The sequence below is a fragment of the Acinetobacter sp. LoGeW2-3 genome, from assembly GCF_002688565.1.
Taxonomy (GTDB): domain Bacteria; phylum Pseudomonadota; class Gammaproteobacteria; order Pseudomonadales; family Moraxellaceae; genus Acinetobacter.
The window spans coordinates 25,447-50,607 of the sequence record NZ_CP024011.1; the positions used below are offsets into that span (position 1 = coordinate 25,447).

Annotated in this window: 23 protein-coding genes and 1 tRNA gene; 10 read left to right on the forward strand and 14 right to left on the reverse strand. The window is 42.7% G+C overall.

The annotated features are described in order from the left end of the window. Window positions 1-38: 38 nt before the first annotated feature. From ubiA to glnA, 4 genes are all read right to left on the reverse strand, one after another. Complete coding sequence (gene ubiA / locus BS636_RS00160) at window positions 39-917, reverse strand: 4-hydroxybenzoate octaprenyltransferase (RefSeq protein ID WP_099336977.1); 879 nt, start codon at window positions 915-917, stop codon at window positions 39-41. Window positions 918-923: 6 nt separating this feature from the next. After that, window positions 924-1,445, reverse strand: coding sequence for a chorismate--pyruvate lyase family protein (locus tag BS636_RS00165; RefSeq protein ID WP_099336978.1), 522 nt, complete (start codon window positions 1,443-1,445; stop codon window positions 924-926). Beyond that, window positions 1,438-1,713: a hypothetical protein gene (locus tag BS636_RS00170; RefSeq protein ID WP_099336979.1), complete on the reverse strand. Its 276-nt coding sequence runs from the start codon at window positions 1,711-1,713 to the stop codon at window positions 1,438-1,440. The genes BS636_RS00165 and BS636_RS00170 overlap by 8 nt, the downstream gene beginning before the upstream one ends. An 86-nt stretch (window positions 1,714-1,799) precedes the next feature. Further along, window positions 1,800-3,209: a type I glutamate--ammonia ligase gene (gene glnA, locus BS636_RS00175; RefSeq protein ID WP_099336980.1), complete on the reverse strand. Its 1,410-nt coding sequence runs from the start codon at window positions 3,207-3,209 to the stop codon at window positions 1,800-1,802. 805 nt (window positions 3,210-4,014) lie between these two features. Here glnA and BS636_RS00180 point away from each other — a divergent pair. The 7 genes from BS636_RS00180 to BS636_RS00210 all read left to right on the forward strand — a co-directional run bounded on the left by BS636_RS00180 (window position 4,015) and on the right by BS636_RS00210 (window position 9,448). Beyond that, window positions 4,015-4,599, forward strand: a complete 585-nt coding sequence (locus BS636_RS00180; RefSeq protein WP_004893775.1) for an anthranilate synthase component II — start codon at window positions 4,015-4,017, stop codon at window positions 4,597-4,599. 17 nt (window positions 4,600-4,616) lie between these two features. Further along, window positions 4,617-5,663, forward strand: coding sequence for an anthranilate phosphoribosyltransferase (gene trpD / locus BS636_RS00185; RefSeq protein ID WP_099336981.1), 1,047 nt, complete (start codon window positions 4,617-4,619; stop codon window positions 5,661-5,663). 20 nt (window positions 5,664-5,683) lie between these two features. Next, on the forward strand, window positions 5,684-6,490 hold the full coding sequence (gene trpC, locus BS636_RS00190) for an indole-3-glycerol phosphate synthase TrpC (RefSeq protein ID WP_099336982.1): 807 nt from the start codon (window positions 5,684-5,686) through the stop codon (window positions 6,488-6,490). 371 nt (window positions 6,491-6,861) lie between these two features. After that, a complete protein-coding gene (locus BS636_RS00195) occupies window positions 6,862-7,545 on the forward strand; it encodes a Smr/MutS family protein (RefSeq protein ID WP_099336983.1) in 684 nt (227 codons plus the stop codon). Window positions 7,546-7,638: 93 nt separating this feature from the next. Continuing rightward, the gene (gene folE / locus BS636_RS00200) at window positions 7,639-8,187 is read left to right on the forward strand and encodes a GTP cyclohydrolase I FolE (RefSeq protein WP_171249847.1); all 549 of its coding nucleotides are present in this window, start codon (window positions 7,639-7,641) and stop codon (window positions 8,185-8,187) included. Between the two features lie 96 nt (window positions 8,188-8,283). Further along, window positions 8,284-8,643, forward strand: a complete 360-nt coding sequence (locus BS636_RS00205) for a cupin domain-containing protein (RefSeq protein WP_099336984.1) — start codon at window positions 8,284-8,286, stop codon at window positions 8,641-8,643. A gap of 241 nt (window positions 8,644-8,884) precedes the next feature. Next, a complete protein-coding gene (locus BS636_RS00210; protein ID WP_099339557.1) occupies window positions 8,885-9,448 on the forward strand; it encodes a DUF4385 domain-containing protein in 564 nt (187 codons plus the stop codon). A gap of 1 nt (window position 9,449) precedes the next feature. On the opposite strand, the gene BS636_RS00215 is transcribed toward BS636_RS00210, so the two are convergent. The 5 genes from BS636_RS00215 to hemE form a co-directional block, all read right to left on the reverse strand. Then, entirely contained in the window at window positions 9,450-10,853 is a 1,404-nt protein-coding gene (locus BS636_RS00215) for a diguanylate cyclase (protein ID WP_099336985.1), read from the reverse strand. A gap of 177 nt (window positions 10,854-11,030) precedes the next feature. Then, window positions 11,031-12,914, reverse strand: a complete 1,884-nt coding sequence (locus BS636_RS00220; RefSeq protein WP_099336986.1) for a DUF4105 domain-containing protein — start codon at window positions 12,912-12,914, stop codon at window positions 11,031-11,033. A gap of 71 nt (window positions 12,915-12,985) precedes the next feature. Continuing rightward, entirely contained in the window at window positions 12,986-13,456 is a 471-nt protein-coding gene (locus tag BS636_RS00225) for a DUF3015 family protein (RefSeq protein WP_099336987.1), read from the reverse strand. A 151-nt stretch (window positions 13,457-13,607) separates the two neighbouring features. Further along, on the reverse strand, window positions 13,608-14,408 hold the full coding sequence (locus tag BS636_RS00230; protein ID WP_099336988.1) for a DUF817 family protein: 801 nt from the start codon (window positions 14,406-14,408) through the stop codon (window positions 13,608-13,610). Window positions 14,409-14,418: 10 nt separating this feature from the next. Further along, window positions 14,419-15,489 carry a uroporphyrinogen decarboxylase gene (gene hemE, locus BS636_RS00235; RefSeq protein WP_099336989.1) on the reverse strand — a complete coding sequence of 357 codons (1,071 nt, stop codon included), beginning with the start codon at window positions 15,487-15,489 and terminating at the stop codon, window positions 14,419-14,421. A gap of 199 nt (window positions 15,490-15,688) precedes the next feature. On the opposite strand from hemE, the gene BS636_RS00240 reads away from it, so the two are divergent. The 3 genes from BS636_RS00240 (at window position 15,689) to BS636_RS00250 (ending at window position 19,047) form a co-directional block, all read left to right on the forward strand. Continuing rightward, entirely contained in the window at window positions 15,689-16,912 is a 1,224-nt protein-coding gene (locus BS636_RS00240; RefSeq protein ID WP_099336990.1) for a L,D-transpeptidase family protein, read from the forward strand. A gap of 165 nt (window positions 16,913-17,077) precedes the next feature. Next, the gene (locus tag BS636_RS00245) at window positions 17,078-17,776 is read left to right on the forward strand and encodes a pirin family protein (protein WP_099336991.1); all 699 of its coding nucleotides are present in this window, start codon (window positions 17,078-17,080) and stop codon (window positions 17,774-17,776) included. Window positions 17,777-18,075: 299 nt separating this feature from the next. Continuing rightward, window positions 18,076-19,047, forward strand: a complete 972-nt coding sequence (locus tag BS636_RS00250) for a methyltransferase (RefSeq protein ID WP_099336992.1) — start codon at window positions 18,076-18,078, stop codon at window positions 19,045-19,047. A gap of 165 nt (window positions 19,048-19,212) precedes the next feature. Here the strand turns inward: BS636_RS00250 and BS636_RS00255 are convergent. The 5 genes from BS636_RS00255 to lldD all read right to left on the reverse strand — a co-directional run bounded on the left by BS636_RS00255 (window position 19,213) and on the right by lldD (window position 25,158). Continuing rightward, window positions 19,213-19,303: transfer RNA gene (locus BS636_RS00255), tRNA-Ser, on the reverse strand. An 87-nt stretch (window positions 19,304-19,390) separates the two neighbouring features. Next, a complete protein-coding gene (locus BS636_RS00260) occupies window positions 19,391-21,427 on the reverse strand; it encodes an NADPH-dependent 2,4-dienoyl-CoA reductase (protein ID WP_099336993.1) in 2,037 nt (678 codons plus the stop codon). Window positions 21,428-21,534: 107 nt separating this feature from the next. Continuing rightward, window positions 21,535-21,888, reverse strand: coding sequence for a hypothetical protein (locus tag BS636_RS00265; RefSeq protein WP_099336994.1), 354 nt, complete (start codon window positions 21,886-21,888; stop codon window positions 21,535-21,537). Between the two features lie 264 nt (window positions 21,889-22,152). Next, window positions 22,153-23,847: a D-lactate dehydrogenase gene (gene dld / locus BS636_RS00270; protein WP_099336995.1), complete on the reverse strand. Its 1,695-nt coding sequence runs from the start codon at window positions 23,845-23,847 to the stop codon at window positions 22,153-22,155. A 156-nt stretch (window positions 23,848-24,003) separates the two neighbouring features. After that, window positions 24,004-25,158, reverse strand: a complete 1,155-nt coding sequence (lldD, locus tag BS636_RS00275) for an FMN-dependent L-lactate dehydrogenase LldD (RefSeq protein ID WP_099336996.1) — start codon at window positions 25,156-25,158, stop codon at window positions 24,004-24,006. Between the last annotated feature and the right edge of the window lie 3 nt (window positions 25,159-25,161).

The following is a 25,161-nucleotide window of genomic DNA, read 5'->3' on the forward strand; positions in this document are numbered from 1 at the left end:
CTTATAGGATGCTTTTGTTATAAATCGACAGGTTGCAGTTACAAAAATGCGGCGAAGATTCCTAGGAAAATCATCATCCCAACCCAACGGTTATGCCGAAAAGCCCAGAAACAGCGTTGCGGATCCTTATCTCTTGTTTTTGACCATTGGTAAATAAAATCAGTTGCTACTGCGATTAAGCCAATTAAACCGAATGGAACAAGTAGGTCTTCAATCCATAGGGCCGCACCGATCAGAACGAGACTGATTACCTGCAATAAACTAATAATCTGAATATCGTGCTGACCAAATAAAATCGCAGTCGATTTAACTCCAATCTTCAAATCATATTCACGATCGGTAATCGCATATTGCGTGTCATAAGCCACGGTCCAAGCCAGATTACCAAAGTACAGCAACCAGCAGGTTAAATCTGGTGTCTGCCCTACTGCAGTATAAGCCATGGGAATCGACCAAGAAAAAGCTGCACCCAGGAATACTTGTGGCAAATGCGTATAGCGTTTCATAAATGGATAAATGAACGCTAGAAATAACGCCCCAAATGACCAATAGAAGGTTTCAATTGGCAAGAAGAACAGTAAGCAGGCACTGGCAGCAACCAGCACCAGAAACACCATCACTGCTTCTTTACCACTAATGATTCCAGTTGCCAGTGGGCGGGTTTTAGTACGTTCTACATGAGCATCAACTTTACGGTCAGCAAAGTCATTAATGGCACACCCTGCCGCACGCATAAAGATAACACCAAGAATCATCAGTACTAGAATACTCAGATCAGGTATTCCTTTCGCTGCAATCCAAAGTGCCCACATGGTTGGCCAAAATACCAGTTCTGTGCCAATTGGCTTATCAAATCGACAAAGATAATAATAGGCGCTCAGACGTTCACGCCAGGTAATTGCTTGTGCAGTTGCCATATCAAGTTAAGCCTGTTGATGTTCTATATAGTGCTGAAAAGCAGGTAAAAAAGTTTCTTGTACGATAAATTTACAACCATGCCAAGTATAGCAGCTCTGGCGGGTCCAGCCTTCTTCCAGATAGATCACACGACGTTCACAATGCGGATTAGTACGCTGAAATAACAACCAACCTATCGGCTTCGATCCAATGTGCTGAAAAATCCGTGCTCGTTTTTGCAAACTCAGAATCGGAAAGATACTTTTGGCTTTTACCCAGGGTTGTTCATCACAGCCATATAAATAGCTTTCCCGCACCCAAGAGGTATGTTGATGTGGCATCTTCATCCAGCGGGCATTTTCAAAACTAAGACGTTGAAAATGTTCCTGCTGTGGCTCTACCTGAAACTGACCACCTGCCAAATCGGTTAACTGTTGCGTCAATGATCCTGATGCATATAGCCATTCCCGAAGTGCGGCTGGCGTCTTCTGTCCCTGTTGATTTTTAAATTTTAAACTCACAACATTCCCAACTTCATGATCAGGCATTATCTGTCTTGGCGATGACTTCATATTTCCCGCTTGGCAATTTTTTCAGAATCAGGCCATCCGTAGTGATATAAAAACTTTGCGGATAGTCATAATTTAGCGCCAATTCAGGATTTCTTAATGCGACGAATTCAACCTGCTTATAACCTTCAGGGGTGCGCCCGACTTCTATATAAGTCACTTCAGAAAAATTTAGTTTAAAACCCTTGCTATGATCCTGCGGATCAATCCAGGGAAAAAAGCCGGTATGTTTTTTACGTGCAGCCATAATCATTTATCTTTAATCAATAACAGCATCATACAAAAAAACCCGCACTAAGGCGGGTCTTTTTTACAGTGAAATTCTCAGAGGAATTACAGGCTGTAGTACATATCGAATTCAACTGGGTGAGTAGTCGTGTTTAGACGACGTACTTCTTCAGTTTTAAGCTCGATATAAGCATCAAGCATTTCTTTAGTGAACACGCCACCTTTAAGCAGGTAATCTTGGTCCGCTTGAAGCGCTTCAAGAGCCATATCAAGGCTATGCGCCACTGTAGGGATTTTAGCTTCTTCTTCAGGAGGAAGATCATACAAGTTTTTGTCCGCAGCTTCACCTGGGTGAATCTTGTTTTGGATACCATCAAGACCAGCCATCAACAATGCAGCGAAACCTAGGTACGGGTTCATCATTGGATCAGGGAAGCGTGCTTCGATACGCTTGCCTTTAGGGCTAGAAACGTAAGGAATACGGATAGATGCAGAACGGTTACGCGCTGAGTAAGCAAGCATAATCGGTGCTTCGAAATGCGGAACCAAACGCTTGTACGAGTTTGTAGAAGGGTTTGTTAAAGCATTCAATGAACGAGCGTGTTTGATGATACCCCCGATGAAGTAAAGTGCAGTTTCAGAAAGACCTGCATATTCCTCACCAGCGAACAGGTTCTTGCCATCTTTAGAGATAGACATGTGAACGTGCATACCAGAACCGTTATCACCTACCATTGGTTTAGGCATGAAAGTCGCTGTTTTAGCATATTGGTGCGCAACGTTCCAAACAGCATATTTGAACTGTTGAACTTCGTCAGCTTTACGAACCATTGTGTTGAAGCTTACACCGATTTCAAGCTGGCAAGATGCAACTTCGTGGTGATGAACTTCTACACGGCCTGGGCCCATGATTTCTTCGATTTTTGCACACATGTCTGCACGCATGTCATGTGAAGAATCTACAGGAGGAACTGGGAAGTAACCGCCTTTCACACGTGGACGGTGACCAGAGTTACCTGATTCGTAATCTTTGCCAGTTGACCATGCAGCTTCTTCAGCGATCAATGTATGGCGCGCGCCAGACATGTCGATTTCCCATTTTACTTCGTCAAATACGAAGAATTCTGGTTCTGGACCGAAGAATGCAGTATCACCAATACCAGTAGATTTCAGGTATTCTTCAGCACGGCGAGCGATTGAACGTGGGTCACGGTCATAACCTTGACCAGTTGAAGGTTCAATGACGTCACAAGTCACAACAACTGTAGGCTCAGCGAAGAACGGGTCGATAAAACCAGTTTCAGCATCTGGGCGTAAAATCATGTCTGACGCTTCAATACCTTTCCAGCCAGAGATTGAAGAACCATCGAACATTTTACCGTCTTCAAATGTATCTTCATCAATAGTGTCTGCTGGGTAAGTCACGTGTTGCTCTTTACCTTTAGTGTCTGTAAAACGGAAATCTACCCATTTTGCGCCACTTTCTTGGATGAGTTGAAGGACTTTGTTCGCCATGCTCAATTTGCTCCGATGTTTTTTTGTTGCACTTACGAAGTGCGTGTTAGTAGTTGGTAGTTATTAAGCAATTACCGTACCAACTTTTAAAAGTATAGCTAAAATCTTGAAATCCTTATGAGAATACGTGGATTGAAAGAAATACTTTCGACCTATTATACTGTCTGTATAATTAAATGCACTATATTCAAGCATTCTCTGCGATTTTTGTTTCGTTCGATTTCACACTGCACCTTAACAGTGCGACGAATTCTCTATAGATGTTATTTCTGGTAAATAGTGATGAGCTTATGTAGCTTTTATCAACTTTCGGTGAGTTCTTAATCAATTTTCAAAGTGTTTTTGTATTTTGTTGCCAATATTCAGTTTTTCTTAAAGGCAAACGCTTAAAAAATACTCCCCAAATTGAGTCACTTTAGACGAATAAACGATAAGTAAGCTGCTTCATCTTCTTTGTTTATTAATCAACTGTTGTTTTTTACAGCAACTTAAAAAAGTTAAAAGCATCCAAAATATTTGTAAATATCTTTTAGTATTAACTTACTTTTAGTTATTCACTATTTTTTAGTTACATAACTGCACTTATTGAGCCTTATCAACCCTGTTCATTTGCTTAAGCAGAAAAATTGGGCAAATTGTTGCGCAGAAGTTTCAGATTATTTGTTATGATGATTGTCGCTTTATTTTCACACAATGAAATCAACAGTTTAGTTAGCCTTTTTACTTGGCTGAAAAAACTGGCAATAAAGCACGATCTGGATTACTCAAGCACATTTAAGTGCATTAATTTCAATAGGTTAAGCTCATGCTTTTAATGATCGACAACTATGACTCCTTTACTTATAACATCGTCCAGTACTTTGGCGAGCTGAATCAAGAAGTAAAAGTAGTCCGTAATGATGCCGTGACTTTGGAAGATATTGAGCGATGGCAACCAAAGTATTTGGTCATTGGTCCTGGTCCATGTTCCCCAAGTGAAGCGGGTATTTCCATTCCTGCAATCCAGCACTTTTCTGGCAAGATTCCGCTATTAGGCGTATGTCTGGGCCATCAAAGTATTGGTCAGGCATTTGGTGGCGACATTGTGCGTGCCAAACGTGTCATGCACGGCCGTTTATCTGACATGTACCACAGTGACAAAGGGATTTTCAGTAACCTGCCTTCACCATTTTCGGCAACACGCTATCACTCCCTGGTGATTGATCAGGCGACTTTGCCAGAATGTCTGGAAGTGACCTGCTGGACCAATGAAGCAGACGGCTCGATGGAAGAAATTATGGGCGTTAAACATAAGACATTGCCGGTTGAAGGCGTGCAGTTCCACCCGGAATCGATCCTCAGCCAGCATGGCCATCAAATCTTTAAAAACTTTCTTGAAATTTATGCCTGAACAGGTGCAAAACAGTTATGAACATTCAGCAAGCTCTAAATAATATTACTAAAAATATTGAACTCACCCAGCCACAGATGGAAACCGTGATGCGCACCATCATGAATGGTGAAGCGACTGATGCACAAATTGGTGCATTGATGATGGGTCTGCGTCTCAAAGGTGAAAGTATTGATGAAATCACGGCAGCTGCCCGTGTTATGCGTGAATTCGCCATTAAAATTGATGTCAGCGATGTACCTTATTTAGTAGATATTGTAGGTACAGGTGGTGACGGTCAAAACCTGTTTAATGTGTCTACCGCCTCTGCATTTGTGATTTCAGCTGCTGGCGCAAGCATTGCCAAACATGGCAACCGCGGCGTGTCATCCAACTCAGGTTCATCCGATGTACTAGAACAGGCAGGTATTCGTTTAGACCTGAATATGCAGCAAACTGAACGTTGCATCCGTGAAATGGGTGTCGGTTTTTTATTCGCACCAAATCATCATAAAGCCATGAAATATGCAGCTGGCCCACGCCGTGAATTGGGTTTCCGTAGCATTTTTAACTTGCTCGGTCCGCTGACCAATCCAGCTGGCGTAAAACGCTATGTGATTGGTGTATTCTCAACTGAACTATGCCGTCCAATGGCTGAAGTATTGAAACAACTTGGTGCAGAACATGTGATGGTGGTGCACTCTAAAGACGGTTTAGATGAAATCAGTTTGGCATCCTCTACCTATGTGGCAGAGCTGAAAGATGGTGAGGTAACCGAATGGGAAATCACGCCTGAAGCTGTCGATATCGAATCGCAAACCTTAACCGGTTTAAGCGTGGAAAATGCTGCAGGTAGTCTAGCGCTAATCAAAGATGCACTTGGCAAGAAAAAATCAACATTGGGTGAAAAAGCAGCCAATATGATTGCCTTAAATGCCGGTGCTGGTCTATATGTGTCAGGCTTGGCAAGCAGCTATAAAATGGGTGTAGCACTGGCACACGACATTATCTATGGCGGTCAGGCTTTAGAGAAAATGGGCATTTTGGCTGAATTTACCAAAACTTTGAAAGAATACGACGCATAAGGCAGCAGGAAGAATTAATCATGGTTGATATCGCAAATACGATTCTAGGTAAGATCGTAGACCGTAAGAAAGAAGAATTCGCTGCGCGTCTAAAGCAAAAAAGTTATAAAGATGTAGAAGAGCTGGCGCAAGGCGCAACATCTGTTCGTGGTTTTGCTCAATCCCTACTGTCTAAGCGTCCAGGGGTGATTGCAGAAATCAAGAAAGCTTCTCCATCTAAAGGGATTATTCGAGAGAAATTTAATCCTGCTGAAATTGCAGCACAGTATCAGGAAGCTGGTGCAGCCTGTCTTTCTGTACTGACCGATGTCGATTTCTTCCAGGGTGCTGATGAGAATATTCAGATTGCCCGTTCACACTGCGACTTGCCTGCGCTGCGTAAGGACTTCCTGATTGATCCTTATGGTGTCATCGAATCGCGTGCTTTACATGCAGACTGTATCCTGCTGATTGTGGCTTGTCTATCAGATCAGCAACTGGAAGAAATGTCGAAGACTGCTTTCGAGCATAATCTAGATGTGCTGGTTGAAGTACATGATGAAGAAGAATTATCACGTGCTTTAAAACTTTCAGATCGCTGCTTACTGGGTGTGAATAACCGTAACCTGAAAACCTTTGATGTTGATTTAAATACATCATTACGTTTGAAAAAATTACTCGATCCATCTCGCCTGCTCGTTACTGAAAGTGGGATCGCTACGCCTACGGATGTGGCAATGATGCAGGAACATGATATTCATGCTTTCCTGGTTGGTGAAAGCTTTATGAAACAGCCGCGTCCGGATCATGCTTTCCGTGAACTGTTTGGTGAGCCTGAAGCCGTATAACAAACTTTAATTCAGGGCAAAATAGGTTTTGCCCTGATTCTTTGAACTGAATAAAACAGCTTTTAGACTTTTTTTAATTTATCTGCTTCCCTCTTCTATCCGCTTAAAATATTGCTAAATACTTAGCTTAAATAAGTCTAATTTATACCAAAAAGTAAAATATAAAATTCGACCCATCTTTAAATACACGTTAAAAACAGAACAGACCAAAGAGCTCATTTTTTGGCTTAATCTTATTATTTTTATATCAAAATCAGTTCATTATTCACCTGAATAAATTGTCTTGAATGCATGAACGTAATTCAGTTCTCATTTGTCTCATTCGAGACTATAATTTAGTTATATTTTCGCATCTTCCATGTTTTTTCATTATGAGCAAACACGATTCTTCGCTTTCCAAAGATCAGTTTAATTTGCTAAAGCAATTTAAAAAGCAGATCAGTAATCCACAGCCGCGCGTTGAAGTTGAAGCACCTGTGGTGAAAACACCTGAACAGGAACAGGCTGATGAGCTTGAATTATTTCGCAAGCAGATGCAGGGTGTACAAAAAATCGATAGCGGCAATATCGCGAAAATCGAAAAAACCGGCAAGAAAAAACCGGATGCGCAGACACTCGCCAAACGTGCGGCTGCCGAAGGTCCGATGCAAACCGATGAAACTGCCCTTTCAGATACCCAAGCCATGCTAAATCCAGTCGGCAGTCAGGCTGCGTTGAGCTATCGTATTGCGACACTACAGCATAAAGTCTTTGAAGATTTTAAAGCAGGTAACTTGCGCTGGTATGAAGCGGTGGATCTGCATGGCTGTACCGTGGAAGAAGCGCGTGTTGCAGTGCTGCAAATCATTCAGATGGCAAAAGACGAAAACCAGAACGTAATTAAGATCGTACATGGTAAAGGTCCAGAAGCGATTTTAAAAACCTATGTGAACGGTTGGCTACGTCAACACCGCGATGTTTTGGCCTTTGTCAGTGCACCTGAAAACCAGGGTGGTACAGGCGCTGTGCTGGTTCTACTCAAGCGTGCGGAAAAGAATCCAAAGTTCAAACAGTAATCGGAATTAACTCCAAATTAAGGCAATGTAATAGTTTTCTGCTACAATGCCGTCCTTGTTCTATCTCAGTGTAAGTGAATACGTCTCATGACTATGCAGCAATCCTACGCAAACATTCTTACTGCCGTTGGTGAAGATTTAAATCGCCCTGGTCTCAAAGATACGCCCGTGCGTGCTGCGAAAGCATTTTCGTATTTAACTTCTGGCTATAGCCAAACGCTGGAAGAAGTGACCAATAATGCAGTATTTCCATCTGATAACCATGAGATGGTTTTGGTCAAAAATATCGAATTTTATTCACTGTGTGAACACCATTTATTGCCATTTTATGGTCGTGTACATATTGCCTATTTGCCAGAAGGCCGTGTTTTAGGTCTGTCTAAATTTGCACGTATTACTGAAATGTTTGCGCGTCGCTTGCAGATTCAGGAAAATCTGACTCAGCAAATCGCAGAGGCAGTGGCGGAAGTGACTGGCGCACGTGGTGTGGCTGTGGTAATTGATTCAGCCCATATGTGTATGATGATGCGTGGTGTCGGCAAGCAGGAATCGACTACGCGTACAGTTTCTTTTGTAGGTGATTTCAAAACCAATAAAGAAGAACGTCGTGAATTTCTGAGCGCAGTACCTGAAGCGTACTAACTGTTTAGATTTCAAAAGCCTCGACTATTGTTGAGGCTTTTTTATATGTACTTTAATTTGTCCAATTTTAAATAACATTCAGCTTGAGGATTCACCATGTCATCGATTTGGTTAGCAGGTCAAGGTTTAACCCAGAGTGAAACCACGATTGATTATCCCCGCTCTGATCGCCTGGTTGCAGGCAATCCAAAACGCTCCACCCAAAGTTTATATGAACATCCCAATATGAACTGTGGCATCTGGGAATGTGAAGTCGGTGCCTGGAATATCGTATTTGCTGAGAATAAACAGGAATTCTTTACGGTAATTGAAGGCGTAGTTCGCCTGCATAACGCCAACAAAGAAAGTTATGTCGAAATCAAAGCGGGTGATGCTGGGGTTATTCCACCCGGTTTTGTGGGGACTTTTGAAGTGGTAGAAACCGTCAAAAAATATTTTGTTGTAGTTGAAGCCTAAAACCTGCTTTTGCAGGTTTTTCTTTTTTAATTTAAGAATAAATTCCATTTCTACAATTCATTACAGCATCACTACCCGCTTTAGCACTATTTCACCCTACATTATTCTTGGTCATGTAATCAGTCATTCAGATTAATCTGCTTGTCTATAAACACTTATTTACCTCTCTAAAAATCATAAACTTCTAAAATACTGACAGACATTCCCTCTTGTGAGGGGTATAGATATGAAGAAAGAAAATATGGCGACTAAAAAAACTTCAAAAAATATTCCTCGTAAAACCTCGCGCGTGGTTTCAACCAGTTTCGATTATTCACTCGATTTTGAGAAAATTAATTTTAGAAAGCGACCTGAACTGTATCGGATTGGACGTGGTGAACAGGGCGTGCTTTCAGTTGAACCGTATAAATCAGAAATTTTGCCACACTGGCGTTTTGCTGATGAAGAACAGGCTCACGAGAGCAGCACTAAAATTTATGCCATGTTCTTGGATTATTTAGAAAAGGAAGATTTTATTGGTGCAGATATGGCACGTAAGTTCTTGCAGATGGGGTATACCCGTGCCCGGCGCTATGCTAATCATAAAGGCGGTAAAAAATATAAGGGTCCGGTGCCAGATGATAAAAAAGGCTTGAGCGGTGCCCATGGCCGAGACGAATTGCCTCGTCAGCGAGAAGATCCAATCAAAGCCGCAGCAGCACGGATCTTTAAACAAAAATGGGATGAAGCCAAGCTTCATCCCGAATATATTGCGCAGAAACAGAAATTCCAGAACTGGATTCAATTCCTGCAATCACCTGAATAATTTAGGTCAGTGAAGGCGTATTTAATACTCGTGCATCCGGATCATTTTTTGCCAGATACACCCGGTTACGACCAGTATTTTTCGCAGCATATAACGCTGTATCGGCCGTATCCAGAAATTTCTGATAGTCTGGATGACCATCATAAATCGTACAACCAATACTCACGGTAAACTTGAACTGAATACCTTGTGCAGTGGTAATCATGCCATTTTCAATAAATTTACGGATATTTTCTGCAATATTCATCGCACGACGTTGATCTGTATCGACCAGCAACAACAAGAATTCTTCGCCACCGACACGAAATGCATAGTCACTGCCCTGACTGTATTTCTGTAATGCATCAGCAATAAACTTCAAAGCCAGATCACCAGCCGCATGACCAAATTTATCGTTGATGGTTTTAAAGAAGTCAGCATCCAGTGCCAATAAGGCAAGTGGTGTCTGGTTTTGACGTGAGTAGGTAATCTCACGAGAAACAATAGTATTCAGATAACGACGATTCAATAATTGAGTCAGTGTGTCATTACCGGATTCAATATATTCTGCCACCTGGAATAGCTGATCAATCAGATGCTGAACCTCACGATTCAGCTCACGAATCTGCTGAATCAGGCTAAGTTTTTGCGCTTTATCCTGACATTCTAAAATGGTCTGATTCAGTGTATCGACCTGATGAATGCGTTCAATAATGAGTTGGACCTGATCTGAACCGGTAAATGCATAAGAAGCTTTATGGATAAACCATAGACCAAATTCAGACTTGGATAGCATCGGATGACGTAGATTTTCCTGACCAGAGAAAACCTTGTACATCAGTTCATTTTCCCAGTCTAACAATGAGCTACGCTGCTTATCTTTTTGTACCGCAACATCCTGCATTGCAGAGAATAGACGATAGCTATGCTTGATTTCCTGATTTTTAGCAGTTTTCGCTTCATATGAACGACACATGATTTCAGTGGCGAAGCCCATGACCTGTACCAGATAGCTACAGGTCGTTAGTGTCAGTAATTGATTATCTTCTTCTAACAGCTCAAATATTTTGCGTTCAATTTCACGTACACCGCGCATGATCAGCCAAGACGGAATACCGACACGGGCATGTACGTGACCGACAATATGCTGTTTCTGTACTGCCTGTAAATAGTGCTTATTGATGCCGACACTAAAACTTTCTAACAGCCATTGATGCAAGGTATTACGTAAACGCTGCTGAATCAGATCATCCGAAAAGAACTCTGCCGATTCTTTTTCTACCAGCATGTTTTTATAGAATTCTTCCACCAGTACCAAGGCATTGTCCTGGATAAACTGGAATGCATGGACCAGATCATCTGATGAATAATGTTGGCATATATGCTGCCACTGTCCCGCTAGCATATCCATACATTCATTATCCATACTCAAACACCCCAATAAATTAGGTGAACAATATAGCAAATTTATGAGTCATCGTTAGCTCATTGATCCATGATTTTTATCAATCAGGACTAAATTTAAGCAAAAATAACCAAAATTTTGGTCACTTTTATTTTTATTTAAATCAGTCACTTTTAGATGTTTTACTCGAAAATTCACTTAAAAATAGTGAATATATTGAAGATATGATGATTGCCAATCCAAACTTCCCTGCTGCTGGTATTGCCAGCCAATGCGAATAGCATTTTGCATATCCAATGCATACTGTGTCTGTGCATTAAGACCGAACATCCACTGATGACTATCTTCCCAATATGGCAGCTCCACCTGTACTAGACTGTTAACCTGTGGCGTCCAGCTATTCTGACAACCTACTGTTGGTCCAATTCCTACACGCCAGCCCTCATCTAGGGCTTTACCGAATTGCACATGATTTTGCACTTGGGCATAACATAAGTGTTTACGATCCTGATCTGCCTGACTATAACCAAACTGAGTCTTGAATCTTAAAACACCATGTTGTTCCTGCTCGCTAAATTGACCATTTTCCAAGGCCATTTGCTGCCAGCCCAGATTAAATCCCCAAGACAACGGCATTTTAAATGGCGTGACCGGACTATAAGCATTAACCGTCAGCAATTCTAAATGTTCCAACTTAAGTCGGTCTTCCCGATATTGCAGACTGCCATCCAGCAACACCAACTGAGTTCCAATACGATAACCGCCCAAAGGATCCATCAGGTCATGATAGGCCTGACGATGACCAATCTCGATAGTTTGATTGCCCTGTACTTCCCCTACTTGAATAGACAGGTTTCGTGCTGCATGACCTTGGACCGGATTCATCTCAGGTGTTGGCACATTGAGTCGCTGTCTTTCATAGGGCAACTGGCTACGTTCTATCAACAGCTGTCTTAATTTGGGCTGTGCGATTTTAGGATCAACTTCGCGGCCTATAAATTGTAAATACAGATCGTCATAAGCCATTTCCAGAATTTTGGCCTGATCCTGATCATCATAGGAAGCTAATGAATTAGGTTGCTCACCCTGCTCTGTCGCTGTCAGACGATGTGCAGTTCGTGCGAGCTTGTTGCCATGCTGTTTTGCTTGTGCATTCAGTTGAGTTTCTAAAGCCGGGCGGTAGACTACATCGCTAATCAGCTTTTCTTTTTCAATCGCTTTAATGGTTTCGACCGGAATTGCAGCGACTTTAAATTTTTTCTGAAGATTCACTTCTGGACGGACCAGATCAATCAAGCCGAGTAAACGATAGGCACAGTTATCCTGGACGAAATAATAAGGAAACTGCACATGCTTCATTTCCCAGATGTGTTGCACCAGAAACTTTGTTTCCTCTGGACTGAGCGTCAATTCATATTCCCATAGATCACGGCTTTCAAAGTCTCCATATTCTTTTACCTTACGGTAATACGGCATCAGAGAATATTCACCGGGATATTGTCCTGTCAGGCCTTTCCAGGCATAAGACCAGCTCTGCTCACCTTCCACTGTCGCAGCATAGTTCACTGCATAAGACACCAGATTCAGTTCAGCCTGATCTTTAGGATCCAGACGCAATAAGGTATGTCCAAACATTGAACTTGGATTGCCCATAAAGTCTGTGGCGTAGATCAGTGTGGCTTTATAGGGTTTGATCTGAGAGAGCCAATCATCAAGTTCAGGACAATCTGCTCGAGCTAATGCTGACACAGGAATCTTAAGACTTTGAATCAGAAACTGGCTACGGGCAGGAAAACGGCATTGAATGGATTGATTAGGTACTGCTTCTGCAAATAAAGCTTTAATATTTTCTACCAGCTCTGCTTTTAGGTTCCTTTGTCCATCTGGATGATAAAAATATTCCCGATAGCTAACTTCACTTTGCCCGGTTTGATCGGCATACATTAAACGCTGCCAGGTAATGTGCTTGTCTAGTTGTAGCTCTTCAGCTTGCTGAATATATTCTTCTACATTGTTCGCCTGAACTGACAAGTTGAGACAGCTCAATAAAATTGCAGTCAAAGGTGCTGCAGATAACTTCATCTTATTAATCTTAAGGTGCTCTTATTTTGGATAGAAAAAACCCTGCCATCAGACAGGGTTTTTGATACAGCTTATACGTATGCTTTTAACACATCGTCATTTGCCATCACTTGTTGTAGAGATGCCAAGACTTCTAGAGAAGTCTGATTCTCTGCTGCATAAATTGAAGCAAAGTTTTGCTTAGATACAGCGAAGAAACGCGCTTTATCTGCAGATTTAATATTGAGCAACTCAGCCAATACATTCAGGCTTTCACCCTCACCAACTGCCATATCACGTGCTAGCGATTCTGCATTTTCATTGGTAAAAGTCACCACTTGAGCAGTTACTGTACCTGTACCGCTACAACCTAAAGTACCAAAGGTAATACCGAATAATTGGTTAGCAAAAAGACCGTTGGTTGTTGCAGCCAGGATTTTTGGCAGTTTACCAGACTGGCCTGCCCACACTTGAGTACCAATACCACAACCTGTGTCACGATCCGCAAATGCAGCTGTTGAACCTACTGCCAATACCGCAGCCAAAGCTAGTTTTTTTAACATGACTTTATTCTCCAGAAGTTTCTTATAAAGGTATTTTCTTAATGCATTATTGTGTATTTGTTATACACAAATTCTAGATTAGCCGGAAGTTTGCCAGAAGGCAAAACAATTTATTCCAGATTGTCATATTAAAATCAGGCTTTTAACCCGATTAATCTTTCAGTTGCCAACGACCATTTTGATCTCGGTTACCCAGAATTTTCATGACCAAGACCAGACTCAGTAATAACAATAAATACCATGACCCTAGCTTGGCCCAGCCGACCATGTGCCACTTTTCTACCTGACTTGGATACAACCAGATCTGATAAAAGGTACTGATGTTTTCCGCAATCCAGATAATAAAGGCCAATAAAACCAAGACCGGTAACATTGGTAATCGAAAATTATGGTTATTGAGCTGAAAACTGATATGAGTTTTCCAGAAGATCAACACGCTCCATATAAATAGAAGGATGCGATAGTCCGGAATAAAGAACTTGCTCATGAAGTTGATATAGGACAGTACAGCCAATGCCAGCATATTGGCAAAGCTCGGCAAACGCTCAAATGAAACCTGGAATAATCGCAGTGAACGGGCAAAGAAACTGCCTACGGCCGAATACATAAAGCCTGCAAACAATGGTACGGTTAATATCTTGAAAATCGCGGGCTGAGGATACTGCCAGGAAGCAATTGCGGGATGAGTCAGAAAGATTTCCATGCCCATAGCCAGAATATGAAAGAGTGCAATGACTCTGGCTTCTGCCCAAGATTCAAGCTTTAAGCACAGCAGAATGACCTGAATGATCAGCGCATAAAAGAGAAGATAATCATAACGGTAGAAACCATAAAAAAGTTCACTACCCATTGAAGCACTAAAAGCAAAAGCCAGCAGGAGTAAAATCCCAAATAAGGCAGCCGAAGCTGCCTTATACGAAAATTCAAACCCTGATTTAAGTAGGTCGATCAAGGTTTACATCCTAAAGATATTTAGCGCTGTACTCATGTACGGTATCAATAAACGCTTTAGGATTGGCTGGATCTACCCATTGGGTAATTCCATGTCCAAGATTCGCTACATAACCGGTCTTTTCACCATTGGCATAAGCATCATCTAGCATCAGCTTGGTCGCTTTGGCAATCGCCTCAGGTGAACCATATAAAGTTGCTGGATCAAGGTTACCTTGTAGCGCTGCACGACCTGCAACAGTCTGACGAGCGACATTCAATGGCGTCGTCCAGTCTAATCCAAAAGCATCTGCCCCTGTAGCCACCATTGGCTCCAGCCACTGGCCACCGCCTTTGGTAAATAGGATTACTGGCACCTTGCGGCCATCTTTTTCACGCTGCAAACCAGCCACAATTTTTTGCATATAATTTAGTGAAAATTCGAGATATTCACGGTGAGCCAGCGCTCCACCCCAGCTGTCAAAAATCTGTACAGCCTGAGCACCGGCATCAATCTGCGCATTCAGATATTCAGTCACTGCATCTGCTAATCGCGCCAGCAACGCATGTAGCACTTCAGGCTGTGAATACATCATCTGCTTGGTAAAGCGGAAATCTTTACTTGATCCACCTTCAACCATATAGGTTGCCAGTGTCCATGGACTGCCTGAGAAACCGATCAATGGTACCTGTCCACCCAATGCTGAACGAATCGTCGTCACCGCATTCATGACATAGTCCAGATCCGATTTGGCATTAAATGCTGGCAAATTGGCTACATCTTGCTCGGTACGTACGGTTTTATGAAACTTAGGACCTTCACCGGCTTCAAAATACAAGCCTAGACCTAATGCATCTGGCACAGTCAGAATGTCCGAGAATAGAATGGCAGCATCAAGCTCATAACGGCGTAATGGCTGTAAGGTTACTTCACAGGCAAATTCTGTATTCTTGCAAAGAGACAGGAAATCACCTGCCTTGGCACGTGTTTCTCGGTACTCTGGTAAATAACGGCCTGCCTGGCGCATCATCCATACGGGTGTGGTATCTACAGGTTCACGCAACAATGCACGCAGAAAACGATCGTTTTTTAAGGTCGTCATTCACATTACCATCAATCTTTGACATTCATGACATCATAGCAAAAACCCTCCATTTTTAATAACTTCACATTACTTTAAAAATCGATCATCATAGACGGAGAATTAATGGGTTTCACAAAACAACTACTGCATCTCCATAGTTTTTCTGTAATACTTATTACGTTATTTAAATAGTTTATGAATAATCAGGTTGAATTACATGTTCGTTCGCACCATGCTCGCTATGAGTTTAAGTTGCATCTTTGCAGGTACTGCTTTCGCTGCTTCTGCTACTGAACAGCCATTAAATCCCAAGAAAGTAGCGACCGATGTTGCGGTTCAAGACCCGATCGATCCGCTTGCTACAGAAGCATCAGCAGCTAAATCTGCAGATACGTCGATTTCAGCTCAGGAGCAGCGCGATCTTAATCAGGCTTCTGAAACTTTAGATGATTTGCAGGCAGCTGAAGATCAAAATGCTGATATTGGTGCTGCTCCAACAGCAGCATCAAAAAGCACTTCGTCTACTGCCCATAAAGCATCTTGGACGCTAGATGGTCTGAACAATGCTGAATGGTATGAAGACATCGGTAAAGGTCAGTTCCCTGTCTATGCACGTGCGCATGTCATGCTGAACAATGCTCATGCTTCGCCAGGTGCGATTGATGGAACCAGTGGTAAAAATACCCTGAAAGCACTTGCATCTTTCCAGCAAATGAATGGCATCAAGCCGACAGGTACCTTAACCAAAGAAACTTGGGATAAGCTGGTCTCTCTGCAAGGTTCAAAACCTACCTATGTGGAATATACGATTACTGAAGAGGACCTGAAAGTTCCTCTTGCTAAATCAATTCCTTCAGATTATGCCCTGCAAGCTAAAATGCCTGGTTTGTACTACACCAGTAGAACTGAAATGTTCGGTGAAAAATTCCATATGGATGAAGCGTTCCTGAAACAGCTCAATCCAGGTGCGAACTTTAACAAGGCTGGCCAGAAGATTATTGTGGCCAGTGTGCGCAACAACCTGTCTGAAGATATTCATTTGATTGTGGCGCACAAAGGTGCCAAACAGCTGTACCTGTTTAATAGCAAAAAACAGATGGTTGGTTCATTCCCGGCAACCATTGGTGGTACCGATACTCCGTCACCAACCGGTACACACAAAGTGGTGGGTGTAGCACGCAATCCGCACTATAGCTATTCACCGTCTAACTTTGTTCAAGGCAATAATACCAAACCGCTTTCATTACCACCTGGTCCAAATGGTCCGGTTGGTAATATCTGGATTGGTCTGAGCAAGAAATCATTTGGTATTCACGGTACGCCAAACCCATCGATGATTTCCAAATCTTCTTCGCATGGCTGTATCCGTCTGACCAACTGGGATGCTAATGACCTTGGCCGTAAAGTGAAAGCTGGTGCTACAGTTCGCTTCCTAGAATAATCAGTTAAATATAAAAAAGGCCCGCTTACGAGTGGGCTTTTTTATGCCTGAATAAAATTTTGATCGTTGCAAAACTGCAATGATCTGTCGCGCTAATACGCTTTTTATAAAATCAGCACAACGTTAAGATAAGTTCATGTTAGAAAATATGATGAGATAAAAAAAATGGATGCTTTCCTGCATAAAAGCGAAAACCGTGGTCATATAAAAATGGGCTGGCTGGAGTCTAAACACAGCTTCTCATTTGGTAACTGGTACGATCCTAAATATATAGGCATCAGTGCCCTACGTGTGATTAATGATGACTTAATCGATGCCCATCAAGGCTTTGGTCAGCACCCGCATGACAATATGGAAATCCTGACCTGTGTACTTAAAGGTACTATTACGCATCAGGATAGCATGGGTAACCACGGAGGAATTTCTGCGGGTGAATGGCAACTGATGAGTGCAGGTACAGGTGTTCGCCATAGTGAAATGAACCAGGGTGATGAACAGGTACATTTGCTACAAATCTGGATTATCCCTAATGAACGTGATGCGCAGCCCAATTATCAGCAAATTAAGCTGGATCCACGTGAACAACCGAATCAATGGCATTTAATCTGTGGACCAAATGACAATGCACCGATGCATATTCGCCAAGATGCTGAAGTGAAAACCGCAGTGATTGAAAAAGATTATTCTTTAGCGATTAAAGCAACTCAGTATATTAACTATGTACATGTGATTTCAGGTTCAGTGCAAATTGCTGAACATACGGTAAATGCAGGTGATGCAATTGCCTTCTTGGATGAAGTTGACATCAAAGCATTAGATGATGCTCAAGTCATCTGGTTTGATTTACCGGAAGTTAAAGACTAAGTTTTCTTATAAATTTTGGTTATACATGGCGATTCATCTTTAAGACGAATCGCCATTTTTATACATTGTATTTATTTATAGCTATCCTAATTAATAACCGGCAAAAATAAATAATACCAATCCGTAGCATTTCTTTACTTACGTTTCTTGTCTTTTCAGTGAATATTAAGCTTATTCATTTTAAGTAACTGTCATTACGAATGAAGCTTAACACTTTCTCATGGCTCCCCTTCAAGTCATGCTCTTTATTACGGATCAAATTGGTCTCTTTTTTCTAAGAATCAGAAGAGAAAATCCTTATGAACCAAATCTTAGATATACAAGCTAGCCAACAGCAGGCTTTGCTTTATTTATTGAACTACTTAAAACAACAAAAATATCAGTTTACTGCAATTACGCCACTTTCCCATCAACGGATTCTGGATCGCAGACAAAGTAATTTAAATAATGAAATTACGCTAAAGGATATATTTGGCTGGAATCTTAGATTTAAAAAAACTAACCTTGATCCTGTGCTTTTTTCATTATTGGAAGAACATCAGCTTCTACAAGTTCAGGGCAACCAGTATTTGAGCCAAGTGCGGGTTGCCTCGCTCGACAATGAATTATTTATTCATTCCGCTTTTCCAACCATGGAACAGGATGCCGTATTTTTTGGCCCAGATACCTATCGTTTTGCCTATCACTTGAAGCAATATTTAGCGAGCCAATCTCATCCGTTTAAACGGGCGCTTGAATTATGTTGTGGCACTTCAGCGACTGCCGTCAGTATCGCCAAATATTTCCCCGATTTCGATGAATTGGTTGTCGCAGATTTGAATCCCAAAGCCCTGTTATATAGCCGAATCAATATCGACTTTGCTGGCTATAAAAACATTCATCCTGTTCACAGCAATCTATTTTCTAACATTAAGGGAAAATTTGACCTGATTTTTGCTAATCCGCCCTATTTAATCGACCCGCATCAACGTCATTATCGGCATGGAGGTCATGAACTCGATGGCTGTGATTTGTCCTTTCGGATCATTAAAGAAGGGATTCAACGACTGAATCCTCAAGGGTGTTTGTTCTTATATACTGGAGTTACGATTACCCAAGATGGCAATCGTTTTTTACAGCATTTAGAAAATTTAATGAAGCAAAATACCAATCTTAGCTGGTCTTATGAAGAAATTGATCCAGATATCTTTGGAGAAGAATTGGAACAGCCAGCCTATCAGCATGTGGAACGGATTGCGCTAGCCCTAATTAAAATTGAAAGGAAAAGTTAATACTTACTCAACTCAAAATTAATTTGAATCATGAATGATTGTCACTCTTATTTGCTAATTTCTTCTGATTAAAGTGACTCCAAAACAGTAATTAGTATTGTCTCTAGATTTTATAAAATAACAGACAATAAAAAACCCCGATTGATGATCAGGGTTTTTCGTATCTGGCGGAAGCGGTGAGATTCGAACTCACGGAGGGGTATAAGCCCTCGTCGGTTTTCAAGACCGGTGCATTAAACCGCTCTGCCACGCTTCCATGTGCGCCATCATACGGAGCTTTTTCTTAACTGACAAGTGAAAATTACAGTGAATGCAATCAACTGCATATACTTTCATCAAATCCTTACAATCTGGCTGCCAATTCAGCACCTTCACGAATCGCACGCTTGGCATCTAGCTCAGCTGCCAGTTTGGCACCACCAATAATATGATACTTAGCTATGGTTTTCTGGCCTTCAACCGGCATCAACTCTTTCACCGATTCCTGACCGGCACAGACCACGACAGTATCTACACGTAGTAATTGGTCATGGCCATCCACTTCAATCCATAACCCTTCATCGGATACCGACTTATACTGAACACCACGCAACATACGAACACCATGCTTTTTCAGTTGAGCACGATGCACCCAGCCTGTCGTTTTACCTAGACCAGCACCGAGTGGTGTAGTTTTACGTTGTAGCAGATAAATTTCGCGAACAGGTGCTTCAACCTGTGCAGGCTGCATCCCGCCTTCAGACGCATAATTTGGGTTTGGATCTACGCCCCATTCGCGCTTCCATTCATCTACTGGTAAAGGTTGAGGTTGCAGCGGTGGTTTCAGCAAGAATTCTGATACATCAAAACCAATCCCACCTGCACCAATCACCGCTACGCGATCTCCAACAACTGCCCCATTCAGCACTTCACTATAAGACAGTACATTTGGTGCATCGCTACCCGGAATTTTCAAGGCACGTGGAACGACACCAGTCGCCACAATCACCTCATCAAAACCTTCACGTTCTAACTGTTCACGATTGACCTTAGTATTCAATCGCAATTCCACGCCAGTCTTTTCTATTTGAACTTTGAAATAACGAATAGTTTCGTGAAATTCTTCTTTACCGGGTACTACTTTCGCTAAATTGAACTGACCACCAATATCATTGGTCGCTTCGAATAAAGTCACATCATGACCACGTCCAGCAGCGACTGTTGCCGCCGATATCCCTGCTACCCCACCACCGACGACGGCGATGCGTTTTGGTTTTTTGGTTTTTACATAGACCAGTTCAGTTTCATAACCGGCACGTGGATTCACTAAACAGGTAGCACGCTTATTTTTAAAAGTATGATCCAGACAGGCCTGATTGCAGGCAATACAGGTATTAATTTCATCAACACGGTTGGTCGCAGTTTTATTGACCCAGAAAGCATCGGCCAATAGCGGTCGTGCCATTTGCACCATATCCGCCTGACCAGAGGCTAGAATTTCTTCCGCAGTTTCCGGCATATTAATCCGGTTTGAAGCAATGACAGGAACTGATACATTTTTCTTCACTTCGGCAGTGTAATCTACAAAAGCAGCACGCGGCACAGAAGTCACAATGGTTGGAATGCGGGCTTCATGCCAACCAATCCCGGTATTGAGTAAAGTAATTCCGGCTTTTTCTAAGGCTTTTGCGACAGTAATCACTTCTTGCATGGTATTGCCATCATGTACCAGATCCAACATGGACAAGCGGAAGCAGATAATAAATTTCTCGCCGATCTCAGCACGAATCGCTTTGACAATTTCCACTGCAAAGCGCATACGATTTTCAATTGAACCACCCCAGCGGTCATTACGTTGGTTGACATGACGGCTCAGGAACTGGTTAATCAGATAACCTTCTGAACCCATAATTTCCACACCATCATAACCGGCTTTTTTCGCTAGGCTTGAGGTTTTCACATAGTCCTGAATGGTATCTAGAATCTGCTTTTCAGAAAGCTGACGCGGTTTAAAAGGCGAAATCGGAGACTTGATTGGACTCGCTGACACCACAAATGGTTGATAACCATAACGGCCCGCATGCAGGATCTGCAATAGGATTTTGGCTCCATGCTTATGTACGGCATGTGTCACCAGTCGATGTGGAGCGATATCTCCCAAGCTATTCATGGTGCCGCCAGCCGGTAGTAACCAACCTTGACGGTTTGGAGAAATACCACCTGTGATGAGCAGTCCTACACCGCCTTTGGCACGCTCACCAAAATAGGCTGCCAGTTTGGGATAATTATAAAAACGATCTTCCAGCCCGGTATGCATTGAACCCATCACCACCCGGTTTTTAATCGTGGTAAATCCCAGATGAAGCGGTTTTAAGATATTCGCATAACGAGTCGTTGTCATGGCTATTCCCTTTCATTATGGCTTTGCAACTTGTTGCATATTACTCTAGCGTGTTTTTTATTTTTGTTTATGGCATTTCCACAAAATTATCGCGTTCTCAGGTCAATTTAGGCTTCCCACTGTTTTTCTGAGCTTTTCCATAATGCAATTGCGCCAAGTACCGTTCCCACAGGAAAACTGAATAACATTAACACCGCCATAATGCGGGAGAGTGTACGCCCCTCGCCCTGACCTTTTTTGACTTTTAATGCTGCCTGAATATTGAAATAGATCAGCACCAACAATAATAGGATCACCAACCCCAAGCTCAAGGTAGAAGCAGTTCTTTGCTGATATTCCAGATAAAGAAAGGCGATTCCACTAAACACCAATAGCCCGGCATAAATGCCATGCAATACAGACAAAGTCTGGTTCGGTTCACGCAACTGAGGAAGTTGTGGCGGGATCACTTTTGAATTCATGAAAGACTCCTAAAAAATTGTTATTGTTGGTTTTATTAGATCAAGATCGGGTAAAGATAACTAAGCATTTATTAAAACCCAAGAGCAGATTTAAATCAGTAATTTTTCGATCAATTTATGAAAAAATACGACCAGAGATCTTTAAATAAAGTCATTCTCAGGGAGATATAACATCTACTTTTCTACAGGTAAAAAAAAATGCAGTGCGAACACTGCATGAGATAGGCTAGATGATGTTATTGTAGTTATTCAGAAAATTGGTACTTATTTCCAGTATTTCAGCTTGGAGGTATGTCCAATACCGACGTTAAAGCTGTTGGTCGGATCTAATTTCTGGTAATGATTTTTCAGTGCCGGTTTGGCAATATAGAGATGCCCAACATTATGTTCAGCTGGATATTCTGCACCGCGATCATCCAGCAGTTTCCACATGGCATGTTCCATTACCAATGGATCAACACCTTTTTTCACGATGTAATCCTGATGGAACACGTGACACAGGAAATGACCATAATAAAGTTTGTGCAGAATCTTCTCTTCCATCTCTTGTGGCAGGGTTTCTACCCACTGACGGTCGTTACGACGCAACGCAATATCTAGGGCCACAATATCTTCGACTTCGCTTAAATGCGTGTCGCGATAACGGATCGCGGCACCCGCCACGGCGAAACGGTGCAGGAAGGCCTTGCGGCCTTCTTTTTCAGTGCATAGGAAATAACTTCCCGTTGGATGGGCTTTAAAGTAACTTTCAAAAAACGCCTGTACCTGCTCCACATCCTGATTTTCGATACGTAGAATCAGATGATGCTCATACAGATCCCTGTATTCATTCATGCGTTTCGGCAAATGCGATGGCAGCATTTTGCTGACCATTTGCAGAATCTTGTCGCTTAGGCCACGCATACCAATTTTTTGCAGTACACCATCGACCTTGTCTTTCATGGCAAATGCGGCAGGCACTTTGGCGGTGCCGAATTTTTCAATGAACATGAACGTGTCTTTGCCGTATTCAGCACCGATGTCATAAGCCACACGATGGATATATTCCCCGGCAATCGGTAGACGTGGTAAATCTTTTAACAGAAAACGGCGAATTTCTGTCAGGTCATCCTGAGAATTGGTGCCGACATAGAACACCTGGCTTGGAATCTTTTCAAAAGTATCCAGACGTACTGCAAACACGCAGACCTTACCGGCAGAACCCGAAGCTTCGAACAGACGGCTGGGATCCGCATTAAAACGTGCCGGCGTATTTTCATCCACCTGGCGCACATCATGGCTATAACGATGATCCGAAGCACAGCGATGTTCCTGTTGCTGGATGTCTTGCTCGTTATATTGCTTCTGTTCCAGATTTTTTAGGATTTCTTCTGGGCTATTACCGAGATTAATGCCGAGATGATTAACCAACTCCAGTTCACCCAGTTCGCTCACACACGCATACAGTGCCAGTTCAGTATAAGCCGGACCACGGCGCACCAAAGCACCACCCGAGTTATTACAAACCCCACCGAGTACCGAAGCACCAATACAGGAAGAACCAATGACCGAATGCGGTTCGCGGTTGAATGGTGCCAGCTGTTTTTCCAGGGCATCGAGTGTTGCACCTGGCAGACAGACTACCTGCTTGCCATCTTGAATCACTTGGATGCCAGCCAAACGACGGGTGCTCATCACAATCACTGGACGGTCATATTCACCAAACGGCGTTGAACCGCCCGTCAGACCAGTATTAGCTGCTTGCATGATCACGATGCAGTCGGCTTCAACAGCAACCTGTAGAACTTGCCATTGTTCCAGCAATGAACCCGGTGCCACTACCGCAAATACCTCACCTGAACCATAACGGCGACCTTGGCGATACAGACGGGTGTCATTATCGTCCGTCAACACATGTTGCTGGCCAACCACAGCCACCAGTTTCTTTAAGGTTGCAGTTGTATCAAATGAGTTTTGCATAGTGGAGCCCCGATTCATTTTTATAGCTGTATTCTTAGAGAATCAGCCATAAGCATGGTTTGGATTTTTAATCTTGAATATATGAAACAGCAGAAGTGCTGCTGTTTCGAATTAGTTCAGGATGACCACTAGCTTTAGCAGCCATCCTGATTGATCTTATTGCGAAATTTCACGATCCAGTTTTACCAGACAATCTTCAGTAATATCTGCAATAGTCTTCGCACCCGTCAGTGTCATGGCAACACGCATTTCTTTATCGATCAGATCCAGTAGATTGCTGACACCTGCACCGCCTGCGGCACCCAATGCGTATACGAACGCACGACCGAGCATACAGGTGTCAGCACCCATCGCCAGCATACGTACGACATCCAGACCATTACGGATACCTGAATCCACCAGAATTTTCAGTTCGCCTTTGACTGCATCCGCAATTGGAGGCAATGCACGAGTCGTCGATAACACGCCATCCAACTGACGACCACCATGATTCGATACCACGATACCATCGGCACCAAAACGCACGGCATCTTTGGCATCTTCAGGATCCAGAATCCCTTTGATCACCATTGGACCATCCCAGTAATCACGGATCCATTCCAAATCTTTCCAGGAAATCGAGGGATCAAAGTTCGCACCTAACCAGCCGATATAATCTTCAAGTCCTGTAGGCTTACCTAGATATTTAGAAATGTTGCCTAGATCATGCGGACGACCCATCATGCCGACATTCCAGGCCCAGTGTGGATGCATACAAGACTGCATATAACGGCGCATTGCAGCATTTGGACCACTCATCCCAGAATGCGCATCACGGTAACGTGCACCCGGTACTGGCATATCAACGGTAAATACTAAGGTTGAACAGCCCGCTGCTTTGGCACGTTCTAGGGCATTACGCATAAAGCCGCGGTCACGTAATACATACAGCTGGAACCACATTGGACGCTGGATCGCTGGTGCCACTTCTTCGATTGGACACACAGATACTGTTGATAGCGTAAATGGAATACCTTTTTTATCTGCTGCAACTGCTGCCTGCACTTCCCCACGACGTGCATACATACCGGTCAGGCCGACAGGAGACAAAGCCACTGGCATCGACAGGGTTTCATCGAACAGTTTGGTTTCCAGATTCAGCGCTGACATGTCATTCAGGACACGCTGACGCAGCGCCACTTTTGATAAATCTTCTACATTGCGCTTCAACGTGTATTCTGCATAAGCACCACCATCAATGTAATGGAATAAAAATGGTGGCAAACGACGTCTTGCTGCTTCGCGATAATCATTCGCAGAAGAAATAATCATAAT

Excerpts from the sequence above, each read along its gene's own strand:
- BS636_RS00170 (WP_099336979.1), bottom strand. The coding sequence starts at position 1,713 with ATGGCTGCACGTAAAAAACATACCGGCTTTTTTCCCTGGATTGATCCG.
- trpC (WP_099336982.1), top strand. The coding sequence starts at position 5,684 with ATGGTTGATATCGCAAATACGATTCTAGGTAAGATCGTAGACCGTAAG.
- BS636_RS00195 (WP_099336983.1), top strand. The coding sequence starts at position 6,862 with ATGAGCAAACACGATTCTTCGCTTTCCAAAGATCAGTTTAATTTGCTA.
- glnA (WP_099336980.1), bottom strand. The coding sequence starts at position 3,209 with ATGGCGAACAAAGTCCTTCAACTCATCCAAGAAAGTGGCGCAAAATGG.
- dld (WP_099336995.1), bottom strand. The coding sequence starts at position 23,847 with ATGCAAAACTCATTTGATACAACTGCAACCTTAAAGAAACTGGTGGCT.
- BS636_RS00245 (WP_099336991.1), top strand. The coding sequence starts at position 17,078 with ATGGATGCTTTCCTGCATAAAAGCGAAAACCGTGGTCATATAAAAATG.
- BS636_RS00220 (WP_099336986.1), bottom strand. The coding sequence starts at position 12,914 with ATGAAGTTATCTGCAGCACCTTTGACTGCAATTTTATTGAGCTGTCTC.
- BS636_RS00205 (WP_099336984.1), top strand. The coding sequence starts at position 8,284 with ATGTCATCGATTTGGTTAGCAGGTCAAGGTTTAACCCAGAGTGAAACC.
- folE (WP_171249847.1), top strand. The coding sequence starts at position 7,639 with ATGCAGCAATCCTACGCAAACATTCTTACTGCCGTTGGTGAAGATTTA.
- trpD (WP_099336981.1), top strand. The coding sequence starts at position 4,617 with ATGAACATTCAGCAAGCTCTAAATAATATTACTAAAAATATTGAACTC.
- BS636_RS00215 (WP_099336985.1), bottom strand. The coding sequence starts at position 10,853 with ATGGATAATGAATGTATGGATATGCTAGCGGGACAGTGGCAGCATATA.
- BS636_RS00250 (WP_099336992.1), top strand. The coding sequence starts at position 18,076 with ATGAACCAAATCTTAGATATACAAGCTAGCCAACAGCAGGCTTTGCTT.
- lldD (WP_099336996.1), bottom strand. The coding sequence starts at position 25,158 with ATGATTATTTCTTCTGCGAATGATTATCGCGAAGCAGCAAGACGTCGT.
- BS636_RS00180 (WP_004893775.1), top strand. The coding sequence starts at position 4,015 with ATGCTTTTAATGATCGACAACTATGACTCCTTTACTTATAACATCGTC.
- BS636_RS00210 (WP_099339557.1), top strand. The coding sequence starts at position 8,885 with ATGGCGACTAAAAAAACTTCAAAAAATATTCCTCGTAAAACCTCGCGC.
- BS636_RS00240 (WP_099336990.1), top strand. The coding sequence starts at position 15,689 with ATGTTCGTTCGCACCATGCTCGCTATGAGTTTAAGTTGCATCTTTGCA.
- BS636_RS00260 (WP_099336993.1), bottom strand. The coding sequence starts at position 21,427 with ATGACAACGACTCGTTATGCGAATATCTTAAAACCGCTTCATCTGGGA.
- BS636_RS00225 (WP_099336987.1), bottom strand. The coding sequence starts at position 13,456 with ATGTTAAAAAAACTAGCTTTGGCTGCGGTATTGGCAGTAGGTTCAACA.
- BS636_RS00165 (WP_099336978.1), bottom strand. The coding sequence starts at position 1,445 with ATGCCTGATCATGAAGTTGGGAATGTTGTGAGTTTAAAATTTAAAAAT.
- hemE (WP_099336989.1), bottom strand. The coding sequence starts at position 15,489 with ATGACGACCTTAAAAAACGATCGTTTTCTGCGTGCATTGTTGCGTGAA.
- BS636_RS00265 (WP_099336994.1), bottom strand. The coding sequence starts at position 21,888 with ATGAATTCAAAAGTGATCCCGCCACAACTTCCTCAGTTGCGTGAACCG.
- ubiA (WP_099336977.1), bottom strand. The coding sequence starts at position 917 with ATGGCAACTGCACAAGCAATTACCTGGCGTGAACGTCTGAGCGCCTAT.